The 18,205-nt window shown below is 71.9% G+C and carries 13 protein-coding genes; 4 read left to right on the top strand and 9 right to left on the bottom strand.

What is annotated here, in order from left to right; translation table 11 throughout:
* Positions 1-13: 13 nt before the first annotated feature.
* Positions 14-2,191 (bottom strand): NAD-dependent DNA ligase LigA, encoded by a 2,178-nt coding sequence (gene ligA / locus MBA17_RS14180; protein WP_238496899.1) that lies wholly within the window; start codon positions 2,189-2,191, stop codon positions 14-16.
* 257 nt (positions 2,192-2,448) lie between these two features.
* On the bottom strand, positions 2,449-3,459 hold the full coding sequence (locus MBA17_RS14175; protein ID WP_238496898.1) for a methionine synthase: 1,011 nt from the start codon (positions 3,457-3,459) through the stop codon (positions 2,449-2,451).
* 18 nt (positions 3,460-3,477) lie between these two features.
* Here MBA17_RS14175 and MBA17_RS14170 point away from each other — a divergent pair, with 18 nt between their 5' ends.
* Positions 3,478-4,107, top strand: coding sequence for an MBL fold metallo-hydrolase (locus MBA17_RS14170; protein WP_238496897.1), 630 nt, complete (start codon positions 3,478-3,480; stop codon positions 4,105-4,107).
* 301 nt (positions 4,108-4,408) lie between these two features.
* On the opposite strand, the gene mnmA is transcribed toward MBA17_RS14170, so the two are convergent.
* The gene (gene mnmA / locus MBA17_RS14165; RefSeq protein WP_238496896.1) at positions 4,409-5,482 is read right to left on the bottom strand and encodes a tRNA 2-thiouridine(34) synthase MnmA; all 1,074 of its coding nucleotides are present in this window, start codon (positions 5,480-5,482) and stop codon (positions 4,409-4,411) included.
* Positions 5,483-5,787: 305 nt separating this feature from the next.
* Here mnmA and MBA17_RS14160 point away from each other — a divergent pair, with 305 nt between their 5' ends.
* Positions 5,788-6,834: a DUF695 domain-containing protein gene (locus MBA17_RS14160; protein ID WP_238496895.1), complete on the top strand. Its 1,047-nt coding sequence runs from the start codon at positions 5,788-5,790 to the stop codon at positions 6,832-6,834.
* Between the two features lie 343 nt (positions 6,835-7,177).
* Here MBA17_RS14160 and MBA17_RS14155 read toward each other — a convergent pair whose 3' ends face one another.
* Positions 7,178-8,341: a cysteine desulfurase family protein gene (locus tag MBA17_RS14155; protein ID WP_274385402.1), complete on the bottom strand. Its 1,164-nt coding sequence runs from the start codon at positions 8,339-8,341 to the stop codon at positions 7,178-7,180.
* A gap of 108 nt (positions 8,342-8,449) precedes the next feature.
* Here MBA17_RS14155 and MBA17_RS14150 point away from each other — a divergent pair, with 108 nt between their 5' ends.
* On the top strand, positions 8,450-8,953 hold the full coding sequence (locus MBA17_RS14150) for a TetR/AcrR family transcriptional regulator (protein ID WP_238496894.1): 504 nt from the start codon (positions 8,450-8,452) through the stop codon (positions 8,951-8,953).
* 102 nt (positions 8,954-9,055) lie between these two features.
* Positions 9,056-10,249, top strand: coding sequence for an MFS transporter (locus MBA17_RS14145; protein ID WP_238496893.1), 1,194 nt, complete (start codon positions 9,056-9,058; stop codon positions 10,247-10,249).
* Positions 10,250-10,528: 279 nt separating this feature from the next.
* Here MBA17_RS14145 and MBA17_RS14140 read toward each other — a convergent pair whose 3' ends face one another.
* The 5 genes from MBA17_RS14140 to MBA17_RS14120 form a co-directional block, all read right to left on the bottom strand.
* The gene (locus MBA17_RS14140; protein WP_238496892.1) at positions 10,529-11,482 is read right to left on the bottom strand and encodes an electron transfer flavoprotein subunit alpha/FixB family protein; all 954 of its coding nucleotides are present in this window, start codon (positions 11,480-11,482) and stop codon (positions 10,529-10,531) included.
* Between the two features lie 19 nt (positions 11,483-11,501).
* Complete coding sequence (locus MBA17_RS14135; protein WP_238496891.1) at positions 11,502-12,281, bottom strand: electron transfer flavoprotein subunit beta/FixA family protein; 780 nt, start codon at positions 12,279-12,281, stop codon at positions 11,502-11,504.
* A 271-nt stretch (positions 12,282-12,552) separates the two neighbouring features.
* Positions 12,553-13,821, bottom strand: a complete 1,269-nt coding sequence (locus MBA17_RS14130) for a serine/threonine-protein kinase (protein ID WP_238496890.1) — start codon at positions 13,819-13,821, stop codon at positions 12,553-12,555.
* Positions 13,822-13,921: 100 nt separating this feature from the next.
* Positions 13,922-15,793, bottom strand: coding sequence for a serine/threonine-protein kinase (locus tag MBA17_RS14125; RefSeq protein WP_238496889.1), 1,872 nt, complete (start codon positions 15,791-15,793; stop codon positions 13,922-13,924).
* On the bottom strand, positions 15,790-18,135 hold the full coding sequence (locus tag MBA17_RS14120) for a serine/threonine-protein kinase (RefSeq protein ID WP_274385401.1): 2,346 nt from the start codon (positions 18,133-18,135) through the stop codon (positions 15,790-15,792). The genes MBA17_RS14125 and MBA17_RS14120 overlap by 4 nt, the downstream gene beginning before the upstream one ends.
* Between the last annotated feature and the right edge of the window lie 70 nt (positions 18,136-18,205).

The following is an 18,205-nucleotide window of genomic DNA, read 5'->3' as shown; positions in this document are numbered from 1 at the left end:
TCTACCGGAAATATCAGACTTTGACGGCCAGCTCGGCAGCCGCCTCGGGACCTTCGTCGAGCAGCACCCGGAAGCCGTCCCCATCGAGGATCGGCACGCCGAGCTGGGCTGCCTTGTCGTACTTCGACCCGGCGTTCTCCCCCGCCACCACGAAACTGGTCTTCTTCGAGACCGACCCGGCGACCTTGCCGCCACGGCTGGTGATCTCCTCGCCGGCCGAGTCGCGGGTGAATCCCTCCAGCGTGCCGGTGACGACGAAGGTGAGGCCCTTGAGGGTCTGCGGCCCCTGGCCCGCGGGCGGCTCCTCCGTCATCCGCACGCCCGCCCGCCGCCAGCGATCGACGATCTCCCGGTGCCAGTCGACCGCGTACCACTCCTTGATGGAGGCGGCGATCGTCGGGCCGACCCCCTCGACCTCGGCGATCTCCTCCTCGGTCGCCTCCAGGATCCGGCCGAGGTCGCGGAACTCGGCGGCGAGCTCCTGCGCCGCCTTCGGCCCGACATGCCTGATCGACAGCGCCACGATCACCCGCCACAACGGACGCTGCTTCGCCATCTCCAGCTCCGCCAGGAGGGTCTCCGCCGTCTTCTTCGGCTCGCCCTTGAGATTGGCGAACAGGGTGACGACAGTCTGCTCCCCGGTCTCCGGATCGGTCTTGGGCAGGCCGGTGTCGAGATCGCGGACCACGGTCCTGATCGGCAGCAACTGCTCCATCGTCAGGTCGAACAGGTCGGCCTCGGTGCGGATCGGCGGCTGCTCCGGCGGCAGCGGCTGGGTGAGCGCGGTCGCCGCCACCTCGCCGAAGGCGCCGATGTCGAACGCCTTCCTGCTGGCCGCGAAGAACAACCGCTCACGGAGCTGCGCGGGACACGACTTGGCGTTGGGACAGCGGATGTCGACATCCGCCTCCTTCATGTGCCGCAACTCGGTGCCGCACCCCGGACAGTGCGTCGGCATCTCGAACGCCCGCTCGGACCCGTCGCGCAGCTCGGCCACCGGCCCGACGATCTCGGGGATCACGTCGCCCGCCTTGCGCAGCACGACCGTGTCACCGATCAGCACGCCCTTGCGGGCGACCTCCGTGGCGTTGTGCAGGGTGGCCCGCTCGACCGTGGAGCCGGCGACGATCACGGGCTTCATCACCGCGTACGGCGTGACCCTGCCGGTGCGGCCCACCCCCACCTGGATGTCGAGCAGCTTGGTGTTGACCTCCTCCGGCGGGTATTTGTAGGCGATCGCCCAGCGGGGCGCCCTGCTGGTGGACCCCAGCTCGCGTTGTACGGCGATGCGGTCGGTCTTGACCACCACACCGTCGATCTCGTAGGCCGGGTCGTGGCGGTGCTCCCGGTAGTACTCGATGTAGTCTGCGACGCCGGCGAGATCGTCCACCACCCGGTAGAGCTCGCTGACCGGCAGGCCCAACTCCCGCAGCCGCCCGTAGACCGCCGACTGGGTCTGCGGCGCGCCGCCACCGCCCTGCCAGACCCCGACCCCGTGAGTGATCATCCGCATATCCCGCTGGGCGGTCACCCTCGGGTCCTTCTGCCGCAGCGAGCCCGCCCCGGAGTTGCGCGGATTGGCGAAGGGCGCCTTCCCTGCCTCGACGAGCTGCTCGTTGAGCCGCTTGAAGCCCTCGATCGTGAGGAAGACCTCTCCCCGCACCTCGATGAGGTCGGGCACGTCGGGCCCGCTCAGCCGGTGGGGCACGCCGTCGATCGTGCGGACGTTGGGCGTGACGTCCTCACCCGTGGCGCCGTCGCCCCGGGTGGCCGCCCTGACCAGGCGGCCCTTCTCGTAGACGAGGGCGATCGCCAGGCCGTCGATCTTCAGCTCGCAGAGGTAGGGCCCCGCGTCGCCCTCGGCCAGCTTCTCCGCCCGTGCCAGCCAGGCGGCCAGCTGCTCCTGCTTGAAGGCGTTGTCGAGGCTCTCCATCCGCTGCAGGTGGTCGACGGGGGTGAACTCGGTCGAGACGGGCGCGCCGACCCGCTGCGTCGGCGACTCGGGCGTACGCAGACTCGGGTGCGCCTCCTCCAGGTCGTGGATCTCCCGCATCCACCCGTCGTACTCGGCGTCGGTGACCGTCGGCGCGTCGTGCACGTAGTAACGCCAGTTGGCCTCGTCGATCAGCTCGGTCAGCGTCGCGTGCCGCTCCAGAGCCGCCACCGGAACACCTTCGACCTCGGCGCTCATCGACCCACTCCCCTCTACTCACCCAGGGAGAACGCTATCGCCGACCACCGACATTCGGCCGCCTTGGGAACCCCTGTTCACGGTCGGGGAGCACCTCTCCGGCACCGGGGACGACGGCTCGCGGGCCGAGCGCGGTCCCGATCCGCAGGACGAACTCCCCGGTTCACCCCGAGAACGGGCACGGCTCACCCGAGCGTTTCTTGACGGTTCCCTTACCCCGCCGCCCCCGCGCTCCGGGGATCGGCACGACGCGACGACTACCGCTCCTCCGGATCGTCCCGCAGCACGACGGCCGACTCGCGGCACCTGGCAAGGGCGTCCCTGACGTAGCGGGGCGAGGCGCCGGCCAGCCCGCACGCCGGGGTCAGCACGACCTGCCCGGCCAGCGTCGCGGGCGGGAACCCGAGCCTGCGCCACAACTCCAGCGCCGGCTTGGCGACCACCCCGACGTCGGGCAGCCGGGTGTCCACACCGGGCACCACACCCAGGAACAGCGCGATCCCGGCCTCCACCGTCTCACCGATGGCGTCCTCGTCCCGCCGCCGCAGCAGGCTCGCGTCCAGCGACACACCTCTCGCCCCCGCCTGGCGCAGCACGCCGTACGGCACGCCCGGCGCGCAGCAGTGCACGATCGGGAACACGTCCGCCGCGCTCAGCACTGTGCTCAGCCGCTCCACCACGACGTGCGGCTCGACGGCGGGCAGGCGGCCGAACCCCGAGGCGGTGGGCACAGAACCCGCGAGTACTCCCGGCAGGCCCGGCTCGTCGATCTGCAGCACGATGGCGCTCGCACCGGGCACGCGCCGCCGTACGTCGGCGACGTGCTCGGCGATGCCCTCGGCCAGCGACGCCACCAGGTCACGCACCGCGCCCTCGTCGGCGAGCGCCTTGTCGCCGTAGCGCAGCTCGATCGACCCCGCCAGCGTCCACGGCCCGCAGACCTGGATCTTCAGCGGCCCCGCGTACCCCTGCGCCGACTCCTCCAGCCCGTCGAGGTCCCTGATCAGATGGTCACGCCCCCGGCGCGCGTCGCGGCCCGGCCGGTCGGCGAACCGCCACCCGGACGGCTGCACCTCGACGGGCAACTCCACCAGCAGCGAGGCGCTCCGCCCGACCGTGTCGGCGCCGACGCCACGCCCGGGCAACTCCGGAAGGTACGGCAGGGCGGGCAACTCGCCGAACACGACCCGCAGGGCCTCGTGGTGGTCCTCGCCAGGGTGCGACCCGATACCGGTCGCCGCCGCGTCACTCCAGGGATACTCGCTCACCCGGCTAGCGTATGACCCATGGAGCTCACCAAATTCGGACACGCCTGTGTGCGACTGGAGCAGAACGGCAGGGTGCTCGTCATCGACCCCGGCGCGTTCAGCGAGGAGTCGGCCCTCGACGGGGCGGACGCCGTGCTCATCACGCACGAGCACTTCGACCATCTGGAGCCCGGCCGGCTCGCCCGGCTCCCCGCCGACGTCGAGATCTGGACCTGCCAGGCGGTCGCCGCCCAGCTCGGCGACGTCACGGCCAAGGTCCAGACGGTACGGCACGGCGACGGCTTCGAGACCGCCGGTTTCCGGGTGGACGTGGTCGGCGAGTGGCACGCGCACAACCTGCCCGACGTGCCCGTCGTGCAGAACGTCGGCTTCCTGGTGGAAGAGGATGTCTTCTACCCCGGCGACGCCTTCACCCCGCCGGGCACCGAGATCGGCACCCTGCTCGTGCCCACGGGCGCGCCCTGGCTGAAGGTCTCCGAGGTGATCGGCTACCTCCGCGACGTACGACCCGCCCGCGCCTACTCGACCCACGACGCCCTCTACAGCGAACTCGGTCTGAAGCTGGTCGACAACTGGCTCGACATGGAGGCCGGCAAACAGAAGGCCGAGATGCGCCGCCTCGCCGTGGGCGAATCGGTCACGGTCTGACGACCACCTGGACGATCGCCACACCGCCATCGCAAAGGCCCAGCCATCCCAGACGATCCAGCTGAACCGCTCACCATCCTTGACCACCGGCCACCCCGGTAACGGACGGCCGAGCCGTCGGCAACCGAACCGCTCACCATCCTTGAGGACCGCCTGACCAGCGGTCATCCCAGTGACGGGAAGGCCGAGCCGAACTCGGTCTTTAACCACCGCCGCCTGACCACCGGCCACCCCGATGACGAACAGCCGAGCCGCTCACCGTCCTTGAGCGCCGGTCCCCGTGGTGAATGGTCGAGCCGGCTCAGGCGGCTGAGGCGATCGTGGCCGAGCCGATCACCGTGTCACCGTCGTAGAGGACGGCCGCCTGACCGCCGGCCACGCCTGTGGCGGGCGAGTCGAGCTCGATGTGCAGGGTCTCGCCGGAGAGCTGGGCGCGGCAGCCGTACACCTCGCCGTGCGCGCGGAGCTGCACCATGCAGGACCGCTGTTCGCGCAGCTCGGCGACCGGGCCGTTCCAGACCGGGCGCTCGCACGTGACGGAGGTGACCTCCAGGGCCGAACGCGGGCCGACGGTCACCGTGTTGGACACCGGCTCGATCGACAGCACGTATCGGGGGCGGCCGTCGGCGGCCGGGCGGTCGATGTGCAGGCCCTTGCGCTGCCCGACGGTGAACCCGAAGGTGCCCTGGTGGTTGCCGACGACCTCGCCGGACAACGCGTCGATGATCGGTCCCTCGGCCGCGCCGAGCCGCTCGGCCAGGAAGCCCCGGGTGTCGCCGTCGGCGATGAAGCAGATGTCGTGGCTGTCGGGCTTGTCGGCCACGGCCAGCCCACGCTCGGCGGCCTCGGCCCTGACCTCGGCCTTGGTGGACCCGCCGAGCGGGAAGATCGCGTGCGAGAGCTGCTCGCGGGTGAGCACGCCCAGCACGTACGACTGGTCCTTGCCCTCGTCGACGCTGCGGCGCAGCACGCCGTCGTCGAGGCGCGCGTGGTGCCCCGTCGCGACCGCGTCGAACCCCAGCGCCAGCGCCCGGTCGAGCACCGCCTCGAACTTGATCTTCTCGTTGCAGCGCAGGCACGGATTGGGCGTACGGCCCGCCGCGTACTCGTTCACGAAGTCTTCGACCACTTCGCGGTGGAACCGCTCGGCCATGTCCCAGATGTAGAAGGGGATGCCGATCACATCGGCCGCTCGCCGGGCGTCCCGCGAGTCCTCGACCGTGCAGCACCCTCGCGCGCCGGTCCGGTAGGACTGCGGATTCGCGGACAGGGCGAGGTGCACGCCCGTCACGTCGTGCCCCGCCTCGGCGATGCGCGCGGCGGCCACGGCGGAGTCGACGCCGCCCGACATGGCGGCAAGCACTCGAAGACCCATAACGCTTCGAGCCTACCCGCCTCCGGGACACTCGCAGCCTCACCCGGCCGCCGCGCACCCGTACACGGATCCGAGAACCCCCGCACCAGTACGCAGATCCGGACAAGACACGCAAAGGACCGCGCCCAGTCGACCCCGCCTCGGTACGCCACCACGAGGGCCGATCACGCGCTACGGCCGGCTTCCTCCCGTCGCGAAGCCGTCGGTGAGAGGGGGGTGAGAGGACGGCGGTGAGAGGACACGACGCACGACGCGTGCCGTTCCGCGTTGGCGTGCGGGTGCCGGGGCTGGGAGAATGCCGGTCCATGCGACTGTTCGGCCGCAAGAGCGAAGACGCGGATCCCCAAGCGGCCGGGATCGAGGAGTTCTGGGCGTGGTGGAAGGAGGCCAGACCCGAGCTTGACGCGCTCGGGGAAGCCGGGGAGGCAGCCGATCCGGCCGGCCGGATCAGGCCCGCCGTGGAGTCGATCAACCCGGCGCTGGTCTGCGAGGTGGGCCCCGGGCGCACCGCCCGGCGGGCCCTCGTGGTGACCGCCGCGGGCGACCCCGAACTGCGTGCGCTGGCGCACAGATGGGCCAGGGCCGCACCGCCGGCCGACGCCGCCTGGGAGTTCCACCCGTCCCGGCAGGCCGACCCGCGCGCCGGGGAGCTGACCTTCGACTTCGACGGCTACGACGTCGACGTCGAGCACCTGGTGCTCGGGCTGCGGGTGCCCAGGGGCAAGCCGCGCGTCGACGTCACCGCCTACCACCCGATCTACACGCTGCTCGACGAGGACGCCCGGGTGGAGGCCACCCTGCTGGCCCTCGACCGGGTGCTCGGTGAGGACGAGGTGGCCCGCTGGGTCGGCGAGATCGCGGCGGCGGCGTTCCCGCCGATCGACGCGGTGGCGGCGGCCTTCCTGCCCAGTGTGGTGGCCGACCTGGCCTCCGGTTTCGAGGGCGAGCAGTGGGCTCTCATGGAGGGCCAGACCGCGGGCGGTTCCAGGCTGATCGCCACGGTGCGCTACCCGCTGCGCCCCGTCGACCATCCCTTGTTCGATCAGCACATCGCGATCGCCTTGCCGTACGCGCACGCCGACGCCGAGGGGTTGCCCGCGGAAGCGTCCCTGAAGGCGCTGCGCGGCTTCGAGGAACGGCTCGCGAGCCGGCTCCGCCTGCTGGAGGGCAGCGCCGTGCTCGCCGCGCACCTCAGCGCCGAGAGCCTCCGTGTGATGCACCTCTACGCCGATCCCACGAGCGAGACGGCCACCCAGGCGAAGAAGCTGGCCGCGAGCTGGAAGGAGGGCGACCCGGAGGTCGAGATCGCCGCCGACCCCACCTGGAGCGCCGTCTCGCCGTTCCTCAGCTGATGGCGATGATCACGTGAGCGCGTTCCGTCGAGGTCCGACCTGTCAGCTGACACTGTCGTGGTCCCGTCAGCTGACACCGTGGCCGTTCCTCGGCTGACACCGTCTTGGTCCCTCAGTTGACACCGTGGCCATTCCTCGGCTGGCACCGTCGTGACAGGTTCGACGCCGGCCTCGCACCGCCGAACGGCGTTCCTCGACCGTGGTCCGCCCAGACGCCATCCCAGACGGGCGGCGCCGTACCCGCAGGCAGCGCCGTACCCGCAGGCCGACACGGACGCGCCCCACCACAGGGATCGATCACCCGGCGGCCGAAGCGAGCGTCTCGGCTGATCAGGGTGGTTCGTCAGCTGAGGCCGGCGCGACGGGCGCGCTCGACGACGGGGGCGATCACTTCGACGAGGCGGTCGACGTCGGACTGGGTGGAGGTGTGGCCGAGGGTGAAGCGCAGGGAGCCGCGGGCGGTGGCGGCGTCGGCACCCATGGCGAGGAGCACGTGCGAGGGCTGGGCGACGCCCGCCGAGCAGGCGGAGCCGGTGGAGCATTCCACGCCCTTGGCGTCGAGCAGCATCAGCAGGGCGTCTCCCTCGCATCCGGGGAAGCAGAAATGGGCGTTGCCGGGGAGCCGGTCGACGGGGTCGCCGTTGAGGACCACGTCGGGGACGGCCGCGCGGACCCGGCGGATCAGGTCGTCGCGCAGGGCGGCGAGCCGCTTGGCGTGCTCCTCCCGGCCGATGACGGCGGCGCGGACCGCGGCGGCCATGCCGGCGACCGCGGGGGCGTCGAGGGTGCCCGAGCGCACGTCGCGCTCCTGGCCGCCGCCGTGCAGCACGGGCACGGGGTCGACGCCCCGGGCGAGCAGCAGGGCTCCGACGCCCATCGGGCCGCCGACCTTGTGACCTGACAGGGTGAGCGCGTCGACCCCGGCGGCGGAGAAGGAGACGGGGAGCTGGCCGACCGCCTGGACGGCGTCGGTGTGGAAGGGGACGCCGTGCTCGTGGGCGACGGCGGCCAGCGCGTGGACCGGCTGGACCGTGCCCACCTCGTTGTTCGCCCACATCACGCTGGCCAGCGCGACGTTGCCCGGGTCGCGCTCGATGGCGGCCCTGAGCGTGTCGGGGTGCACCCTGCCGAACTCGTCGACGTCGAGCAGTTCGACGCTCGCGCCCTGCCGGTCGCCGAGCCAGTGGGCGGGGTCGAGCGCGGCGTGGTGCTCGACCGCGCTGACCAGCACGCGGGTGGCACCGGTGGCGCGCCGCGCCCAGTACAGACCCTTGATGGCGAGGTTGTCGGCCTCGGTGCCGCCCGAGGTGAACACGACCTCGCTGGGCCTGGCTCCGAGGGCGTCGGCGAGCGCCTCGCGTGCCTCCTCGACCACCCTGCGGGTTCGCCGGCCGGCGGCGTGCAGCGAGGAGGCGTTGCCGACTCTGCCGAGCTGAGCGGTCATCGCCTCGATGGCTTCGGGAAGCATTGGCGTGGTCGCCGCATGGTCGAGATAAGCGGGCTCCAAGGCCGCACTCCCCTCCTTCCAGTACACGATTTTCCAAGCGTAGCCGCGCTTGCGAGAACGCCAACCGCCAGGCTTGCTACTGTACCGTCCGGACGGTATAGTGCCCTGGTGAGAAGAGATGAGCTCCTGGACGCGGCTGAGCGACTGCTCGCCGATCAGGGCGGGCACGCGCTCACACTCGCGGCCGTCGCCGATGAGGCGGGAGTCAGCAAGGGTGGTCTTCTCTATCACTTCAGCAACAAGGACGCCCTGATCCGCGCCATGGTCGAGCGGCTGATCGCCGACTTCGACGAGCTGATGGCCGAGCAGAAGCAGGAGTCCTACACCCGGCGCTACATCTGTGCCACCTTCGCGGCAGTGCGGAGCGGGCGGCTGAGACGGTGGGCGGTGGTGACCGGCGCGGCCGGCGACCCCTCGCTGCTGGAGCCGTTGCGCGAGGCGATGACCCGCTGGCACACCGAAGGGCTCGACGACGAGCCCGATCCGATGGCGGCGCAGATCGTGCGCCTGGCCTGCGAGGGCATCTGGGATGTCGGCTCGCACGCCCCCGACCTCCACTCGGCCGAGCACCTCGGCGAGCTGGAGCGACGGCTGCTCACGCTGCTCGCCTGACACCCCTCTGGTGGTCGCCCCTTCCGGCCTACGCCGGTCGGGGCAACCTGATGCTGTTTTCCCAACGCCCACACTCTCGAAACTTCTTGGAAGGAAAGAGCGATGACGCGCGCCCTGAGGACCGCCCATGCGGGGGCGATCCTCACTTTTGTCCTGGCCGGCCTGCTGTGCGGCACCTTCACCGTACGGATCCCCGCGCTCTCCGACAGGCTGGGCCTGACGGAGGCGTCGGTCGGCACGCTGCTGCTCGCCTGGGGCGTGGGCGCACTGGTGACCATGCAGTCGATGCGCGGTGTGATGGCCCGCGCGGGCAGCCGTGCCGTCCTGCGAATAGGCGGGCCGCTGTGCGCCGTCTCGCTGATCCTGCTCGCGGTCGCGCCGAGCTTCCCGACGGCGCTGCTCACCGCCGCGCTGTTCGGCATGGCCTTCGGCACGGTGGACATCGCGATGAACGCCCAGGGGTCGGCGGTCGAGCGGGCCGCCCGCAGGCCGCTGATGAACGGCATGCACGCCGGCTGGTGCGTCGGCGCGATCTCCGCGGGTCTCCTCGGCACGCTCGCCATCGCCCTCGGCCTGCCGTACGGCGTGCATCTGTCGGTGGTCGCGGTGGTGGCGCTGCCGCTGCTGGTCCTCGTCGGGCGGACCTATCTGCCCGAGCCTCCGGTCGTGCTCGCGGCGGACGGGACCCGTGCCCGTCGCCGGATGCCGCCGGTGGTGTACCTGCTCGGCGTGATCGCGTTCTGCGCGTTCATGGTGGAGGGCACGGTCGCCGACTGGAACGGCCTGTTCCTGCGTGACGTCCTGGGTGCGCCCGAGGCGCTGGCCGCGCTCGGTTACCCGATCTTCGAGGCGGGCATGCTGCTGGGCCGGCTCGCCGGTGACCGGCTGCGGGCCCGGTTCGGCGCGGCTGGCCTGATGGCGGTCTCCGGGCTGGGCACGGCGGCGACGTTCGCCATCGTGATCACGGCCTCCGCGCCGCAGGTGGCCATCTCGGGCATGCTCTTCGTCGGGATCGCGGTCGCGACGATCTCCCCGATGGCCATGTCCCTGGCCGGCACCGCGACGGACTCCCCGGGCCCGGCGATCGCCCAGACGGGCGCGATGGGCTACGCGGGGCTGCTGCTCGGCCCGGTCGTGATCGGCTACCTGTCCGAACACGCCTCGCTGCGCACGGCCATGTTCACCGCCGTCGTACTCGGCGTCCTGATCACCCTGGCCACCCGCTTCCTCCCCCGCACCCGTACGGCGGCCGCCACCCCGTCCCACCCCGAGGAGAAGGAACTGATGGCCGCCTGACGACCGGAAACGTACGGCGAGCAGCACCGAATCCGTACGGCGTCCCTTGCTCCACGGAACGAGGGGCGCACAGGAGAAGGCCCAGCGCCGAAGCCTGCGGTCGGCGCGACCGCAGGACTGGGGGCAGACGTCACCGGCCGCGTCGAAGGCGGCGACCGGTGAATCGTCCGGAGGTCGACCGGCAGGGCACCTGTGCACGCCCGCCGGCCCGACCTCCGCAGACCGGCTCGGTGGTCGACCGGCGAGGCATCCTCGCCGGCCCCACCTCATCCGCCCGGCCTACTTGCGCTTCTCGACCTCGTCCGCGAGCTGCGGGACGACCTGGAACAGGTCTCCCACCACGCCGAAGTCGGCGAGCTCGAAGATGGGCGCCTCGGAGTCCTTGTTGATCGCGACGATCGTCTTGGCGGTCTGCATCCCCGCGCGGTGCTGGATGGCACCGGAGATGCCCGCCGCGATGTAGAGCTGCGGCGAGACGGTCTTGCCCGTCTGGCCGACCTGGAACTGATGGGGGTACCACCCGGCGTCGGTGGCGGCGCGTGAGGCGCCGACGGCCGCGCCGAGGGAGTCGGCGAGCTTCTCGATGATCGCGAAGTTGTCCGCCGAGCCGACCCCGCGGCCACCGGAGACCACGATCGCGGCCTCGGTGAGCTCGGGGCGCGCGCCCTTCTCCTGCTTGACCCGCTCCACGATCTTCGCGCCCTTGGCGGCGTCGGACACCGTGAAGCCGACCTCCTCCTCGGTGGCCGCCGCCGAGGAGGCCTCGGGGGCGGTGGAGTTGGGGCGGACCGCCACGATCGGGGTGCCCTTGGTGACGCGGGACCTGACGTTGACGCCACCGCCGAAGATGGACTGGTCGGCGACGAAGCCGTCGGCGAGGCCCACCGCGTCGGTGATCACACCGGAGTCGGTCTTGATGGCCAGGCGGCCCGCGATCTCCTTGCCCTCGGCCGTGGCGGCGACGAGCACGGCGGCGGGGGACTTCTCCGCCACCAGCGTGGCCAGCAGTTCGGCCTTCGGGGCGACCACGTAGCCGACCAGGTCGTCGCCGGAAGCCAGGTAGATCTTCTCCGCGCCGTACTCGGCCAGCCTGGCCTTGGCGTCGCCGGAGTAACCGGGACCCGCCCAGACCGCGGCCGGGGTGCCCAGCGAGCGGGCCAGGGTCAGCAGCTCAAGGGTGACCTTCTTGACCTCGCCGTCGACATGCTCGACAAGAACGAGTATTTCCGACATATCAGCAAAACCCCCGTTCTTAGATGAACTTCTTCGACGCGAGGAAGTCGGCGGTCTTCGTGCCGCCGTCGCCCTCGTCCTTGACGATCGTGCCCGCGGCGCGCGGCGGGGCGGCGGCGAACTCGGCCACCTCGCTCCAGGCGCCGGCCAGCCCGACCAGCTCGGCGGCGATCTCGGCGTCGGCGATGCCGAGCGTCTCCACCTTCTTCTTCTTGGCCGCCATGATGCCCTTGAAGGACGGGTAACGCGGGTCGTTGATCTTCTCGACCACCGAGACGACGGCGGGCAGCGTGGCCTCCACCTTGTCGAAGCCGTAGTCGGTGACCCGCTGGATCGCGATGGCCGTGCCGTCCACGTCGACCTTGTTGGCCAGCGTGAGCTGCGGGGTGCCCAGGCGCTCCGCCAGCATCGCGGCGAGCACGCCCGTGCGGGCGTCGGTGGACTCCGAGCCGAGGATGACCAGGTCGAACCCGATCTTCTTCAGCGTCTGCGCCATGGCGTAGGAGGTCGCGAGCGCATCCGAGCCGTGCAGCGCGTCGTCGCTCAGGTGGACGGCCTTGTCGGCCCCCATCGCGAGCGCCTTGCGGATGGTCTCGGTGGCTCTGCCAGGACCCATGGTGAGGACGGTCACCTCACCCCCATGAGCCTCCTTGAGCCGCAGCGCCTCCTCGACCGCGTACTCGTCGAGCTCGTTGACGACGCCGTCTGCGGCATCGCGGTCGAGCGTCTTGTCATCGGACCTCAGCTTGCGCTCGGTCGCCGTGTCGGGGACCTGCTTCACGCAGACGACGATGTTCATGGCCGGTGGCCGACCTCCCGTGGTTCACGCGCGCCACCGCTTTCCTGCGGCCGGCGCCGGATGCTAGGCACGTGCACGTGGGGCACGTACACGTGGTGTAAAGACTGCCAGGTGCCCGGCTGGGCGTCGACAGTGGGTGGCCCGGGTGGATGGTGTCACCCTGGTCCCCCGCCGCAATGTTACCCACCGGTAGCTTGCGCGCAAACCTCCTGATCAGTCCCACGCCGCCAACAATACCGAACTATATTCCGGAGAGGGCGGGCGGCCCTCCTCAGCCCGCCACGACCAGCACCACGAGCACGAACAACACGGTGGACAGCGCGAGCACCAGGGTCAGCGTGCTGAACGCGGCGCTCAGCAGGAACCACAGCGCCGCCGTACCCACGCCGCTGCCCACGTCGACCAGCACCCGCGTCCGCTGGGTCCCCGCCCGTGAGAAGAGCCCGATGCCCGCGTCGACGAGCACCCCGCACGTGTAGATCGCCAGCACCAGCAACGACACCTCGGGCAACGGCTGCTGCGCCGCCGCCGCGGCCAGCGCCGCCACCAGCCCCGAACCGATGACCCACCGGGTGCGGATCTTCGCCGTGTGCCGGGCCCGCGCCTCGTCGGGCGACAGCCGCCCGGCGGGACGCGTCGCCCGGCCCACCTCGCGGGTCAGCAGCGCGTGCACCCCGTCGTCGTCGCGCACCACCGGGATCTCGCCCACGACCGTCGCGTCCGGCACCGGCACGGCCGTGCTCGCGACCCCGAGACGGGCACAGAGCTGCACGGCGGTCGGCCGCACCGCGGGATCGCGCGCCAGGCACTCGCGCAGCAACGGCGCCAGCCAGTCGGGCACCCCGTCGAGGTCGGGCTCCTGGTGCACCACCCGGTAGGCGACCGCCGTCGGCGGTCCCACCCCGTACGGCTGGCGGCCGGTGGCGGCGTAGGCCAGCGTGGCGGCGAAGGAGAAGACGTCGGCCTCGGCCTTCGACTTGGCCGTCGCCACACCCTCGATCACCTCGGGCGCGAGATAGCCGGGCGTGCCGAGCACCGCCCCCGAGACCGTGACGGCGGCGGAGTCGAGCGCGAAGGCGATGCCGAAGTCGATCACCACGGGCTCGCCGTCGGCCACGATCACGTTGGCCGGCTTCAGATCACGATGGATCACACCCGCGCCGTGGACCGCGGCCAGCGCGGCGGCCAGCCCTCTGGCGAGCCGCAGCAACGCGTCGCCCTCGACCGGACCGTCGGCGGCGACCAGCGTGCTCAGCGGCCGGCCCTGGATGTATCGGGTCACCAGGTGGGGACGATCGCCGGTGAGCGACGCGTCGAGCACCTCGGCGACATGCGGACCTCGGACCCTGCGCATGGTCTCGACCTCGCGGGCCAGCCGGGCGAGCACCCCGGCGTCGCCGGCCACATGCGGGTGAAGGATCTTCACGGCCACGGTGTGTCCCTGGGCGTCGAGCGCCAGATGCACCGCACCGAACCCCCCGGCGCCGATGAGCGAGAGCAAGCGATAGGAGCCGAGCTGTTCTTCGGCCGGTGCCCCCATGCCTCTCCTTCCGTCTCCTGCTCTCATCGTGCCTCAGAAGCACGCGATCCGCACGTGAGCGCGGCCTTCCGGCCGGGCGGAAAACGATCCGACGCGGTGATCAGGACCAGAAGGTCAGGAATCCGAGTCCGAGGCTGCTGAGCAGATCGTCGACCAGGCCGGTGACCAGATCGACCACGCCCATGGAGGCGGCGTCGGTGCGCTCGCGGAAGGCGTTCGTCACATCGTCTATCACCACGGACGGCGGTCGCCACGGCGCGAACGACGGATGCGTGCCGATCGCCATCAGCACCGCGAAGAACGCCAGCACGCCCAGCACGATCGCGACGACCATGGCGGCGCCCGGACTCCTGACGACCCCGGTGAGCGCGCGTGCGACCGCCTTGCGCGGCTTGCCACCGCCCGGCAGCAGGAACAGCCCGCCGGTGAACGCGCCCGCCGCGTAGGCCGCCGCCCCGTCGGTGGTCAGCCCCACGCCGTAGGCCAGCACCCCCCACACGCACATGCCGAACATCGCGGCCAGCGGCACGTGCACGAGCGTCGCGAAGGACGCCTTGATCAGCGCCCACGGCGTGCCCAGCACCGCGAGCACCGGATCGGCGCCACTGCTGCCACGGACCTTGCGACGTTCGGCGAGATCACCGAAGAGGTACTCCCCCACCCGCAGGCACAGCACCGCGACGATCGCGATCGCGCTCACGGCCACCGGCAGCGCGCACGCCCCCGCGACGAGCAGCACCAGCAGCAACGCCCCGAGCAGCGGATGGCCCACCCGGTAGGGCGGCCGCTCCTGCCGTTCGGCCGGCGGAGTGTACGGCTTGGGCTGCGGCGGCGGCGCGTACGGCCTGGGCTGACCCGTCGGCTGCGGCGGCGGGCCCGCCACCCGCTGGTCGGGATAGGGCGCGGGCGTGTACGGCGGAGCCTGGACGGCCGGCGGCGCGGGCGGCGGCGCGGCGGAGGCCCGCCTGGGCTGGGGACGGGCCGGGCGTTCCCGCTCCTTGCGCTTGGCCGGCTGGTTGTACTGCACCGGAGGCAGCAGGTCGGAGAAGGAGTCGTCGTGCGTCAGCACGCGGGTGCCGTTGCGCGCCGGCGCGTCGGCGTCGAGCACCTGCGTCTCGCCGTAGACCTTGGTCGCCTCGTGGGGCGTCTCGTGGAAGGAGGTCAGCGTGGGGTCGAGGACCCGCGCCATCCGGTGCAGCTCCTGCGCGGTGGGCCGGGCGGACGCGTCGACCTGCAGTGCCGCACGCAACCAACTGCGCAGCCACGCGGGCGCCTTGTCGACCTGCGCGTGACCGTTCATGATGTTGAAGCAGATCGCCTCGAAGGACCCGGTGCCGAACGGCGGCCTGCCCGTCGCGCCGAAGAAGACCGTGGAGGCCAGCGCGTGCACGTCGGCCGCCTGGGTGATCTCGCTGTCCCTGATGATCTCGGGGGCGAGGTAGCCGGGGGTGCCGACGAACATGCCGGTCTGGGTGAGCCGGGTGGCGTTGACGAGATGGGCGATGCCGAAGTCGATGACCAGCGGCTCACCGCCGATGAGGATCACGTTCGACGGCTTGAAGTCACGGTGGATCACGTCGGCCGCGTGGATGGCGACCAGGGCGGCGGTGATGCCCCTGGCCAGCCGCAGAAGCTCGGGAGCCGCCAGGGGGCCGTCGCTGAGGACGGTCTCCTCCAGCGTCTTGCCGGGGGCGAAGCGGGTGACGATGTACGGCTGGGGGCCGGTCAGCTCGGCGTCGAGGACCTCGGCGACGTGCGGGCTGCGCACCCGGCGCATGGTCTCGACCTCGCGGGTGAGCCGATCGCGCGCCTTCAGGTCGGCGGCCACGTGCGGGTGCAGGACCTTGACGGCCACCTCCCGTCCCTCGTCGTCGATCCCGAGGTGGACCACGCCCATGCCGCCCTCGCCGATCTTGCGGATCAGCCGGTACGGGCCTGCCCTCTCCGGTGCCTGCGTCTCCCCCGAGCTCATTGATCAGCCTTCTTTCGTAGGTCATCGAGTCGTGTCTCCACGGCGTCGACGCTGATCGGCGCCCACTGCGCCCTGGCTCCCTCCCCAAGGGTGCCGACCGCCAGCACGGTCATCAGCGCGGCCACCGCCGCGAGGACTCCGACGACTGCAATGATCACGTTTCTCGCCGGCGCCAGCGAGGCCAGCGTCCTGCGCATCTGGCGGCTGGGGCCCTCCACTCCCGGTCCGGCGGCAATGGTCACCAGGGCCACCGCCGTGCCCCAGCTCAACGCGTTCGCCACGGGCATGCTCCGGACCAGCACGGTGAACAGCAGCGTCACGGGCAGGCCGAGAATCAGCCCGTACGGCACCAGCGCCAGCGTGATGCCCGCCGACCTGACCAGCGCGGCCGGCTGGGAGAGGACCCGGATGACGTCGAGCGCCGCGGCCCCCGCCGGGCGGCTGCCGCCGAACTGCGGCTGCGCGAGGTCGGCCGCCCGCAGCACGACCACCAGCGGGATCGCCAGCACCACCACGATCATCGGCGCCAGGATCGTCAGCGCCGCCATGATGACCAGCAGCACGACGCTCGCCACGCCGTACGCCTTGGACCGCTGCAACCCCATGTTCGGCGGCTGCGGGTAGCCCTGCTGCGCGGGACCCTCCTGGCCCGGACGCCCCGGCTTGGCCTGCTTCTCCTGTCCGGGATAACCCGCCTGGACCTGCGGCGGGTACGGCGCGGCGTAGCCGGACCCGTACGGCGTGGCGGCCTGCGGCTGCCCGCCGTAGGCCTGGCCGGGCTGGCCGGCGCCGTAGTTCGGCGCCGGCAGGCCGAACGGACCGGCCGGCTGGTTGCGGATGTACTCGGGAATCTCGTTCGGCCGGACCCGCTGGGTCGGGATGTCGCCGTCGCTCGACGCCGGGCGGCCGGGCGGCACCGGCGGGCCGTGCCCCTGCCGCCGCGCCGGGTTCTGGCCGGGCCGCTGGGCGGGTTGCGCCGCCCCGTCGGCCTGGGCGCGCACGTCCCAGGGCTGTGAGGGGCCCGCGGAGGCGTCTGTGCCGTCCCGGGCGGGCGGCTCGGGCCGGGACCGCTGCTGGGACGGCGCGGCCGACAGGTCGGCCTGGGTCGCGACGTCCCATGAGGGTCCGGACCCGGTGGCCGGCGACTGCGCGCGCTCGCGGGCCTGGCGGAGCTCCTCGGGAGTCACTCGCCGGGTCGGCCAGGGGTCGGCGGCCCCCGGCGGCGGCTGCTCGCCGAGCAGCGACACGTATTCTTCCTTGTCGCCGCCGGGCCGCCCCGCGTCGGCGGGTGAGCCGGGGCGCCGGGGATCGACCGGGGCCGCCGGGTGGCCCTGGGTGGACGGGACTTGGCCGGGTGGCAGGCCGACGCCGGGGATCTGGGATCGGGAGGGCCCGACCGCCGGAGTCGGAGCCTCCGAGTCGGACCTGCTGTCAGGCCGGTTGCCGGATCGACTGTCGGGCCGGCTGCCGGACTGACTGTCGGACCGGCTCACCGCGTCCATCTCGGGCACCGTGGTGATCTCGTCGGGCCGCCGCGGGCGGGTACCGGTCCGGTGCATCAGCCGGGCGACCTGCTCGGCCAGCTCGGCGGCGGACGGCCGCTTGGCCGGATCGCGCTGCATCGCCGCCCGCAGCAACGGCTGGAGCGGCGCGGGAGCGGCGTCCACGTTGGCCCGGCCCGCGGTGATGTTGTAGAAGATCATCTCCAGCGTGCCCTTGCCGAACGGCGGCTGGCCGCTGCACGCGAACAGCATGGTGCCCGCCCACGCGTGCACGTCGACCTCGGGCCCCGCCTCCTGCCCCTCGATGATCTCCGGAGCGAGGTAGCCGGGCGTGCCGATGAACATGCCCGTCTGGGTCAGCCGGGTCGCGTCGACCGCCTGCGCGATGCCGAAGTCGATGAGGACGGGCTCGCCGTCCAGGATCAGCACGTTGCCCGGCTTCAGGTCGCGGTGGATCACGCCGACCGCGTGCACGGCGGCCAGCGCGGAGGCGACGCCCCCGGCGACCTTCAGCACCGCCGCCAGATCGAACGGTCCGTCTTGTTTGACCACGTCGTCGAGGGCCTGCCCGGCCACGTAACGCGTGACGATGTACGGCCGGTGGCCGGTGACGTCGGCGTCCACCACCTCGGCGATGTGCTCGCTGCGCACCCGGCGCATGGTCTCGACCTCGCGCGCGAGCCGCCGCCTGGCGACGTCGTCGCCGGCGACCTCGGCACGCAGGACCTTGACCGCCACCTCCCGGCCTTGCCGGTCGACGGCGAGATGGACAACGCCCATGCCGCCTTCACCGAGCCGTCGGAGCAGACGGTACGGTCCCAGTCGGTCGTCCTGATTCATGGCATGAAGCACCATACCGGCTCAAACACCGCCCCTGAGATGAACCATGAGGCCACATTCCCCGCTACTA

Origin of the sequence: Dolomitihabitans soli, from assembly GCF_022213955.1 — a bacterium.
In the GTDB taxonomy this organism is placed as follows: Bacteria; Actinomycetota; Actinomycetes; order Streptosporangiales; family Streptosporangiaceae; genus Streptosporangium_A; species Streptosporangium_A soli.
The sequence above is the reverse complement of the archived record's forward strand: the minus strand, read 5'-3'. Positions and strand labels throughout refer to the sequence as shown.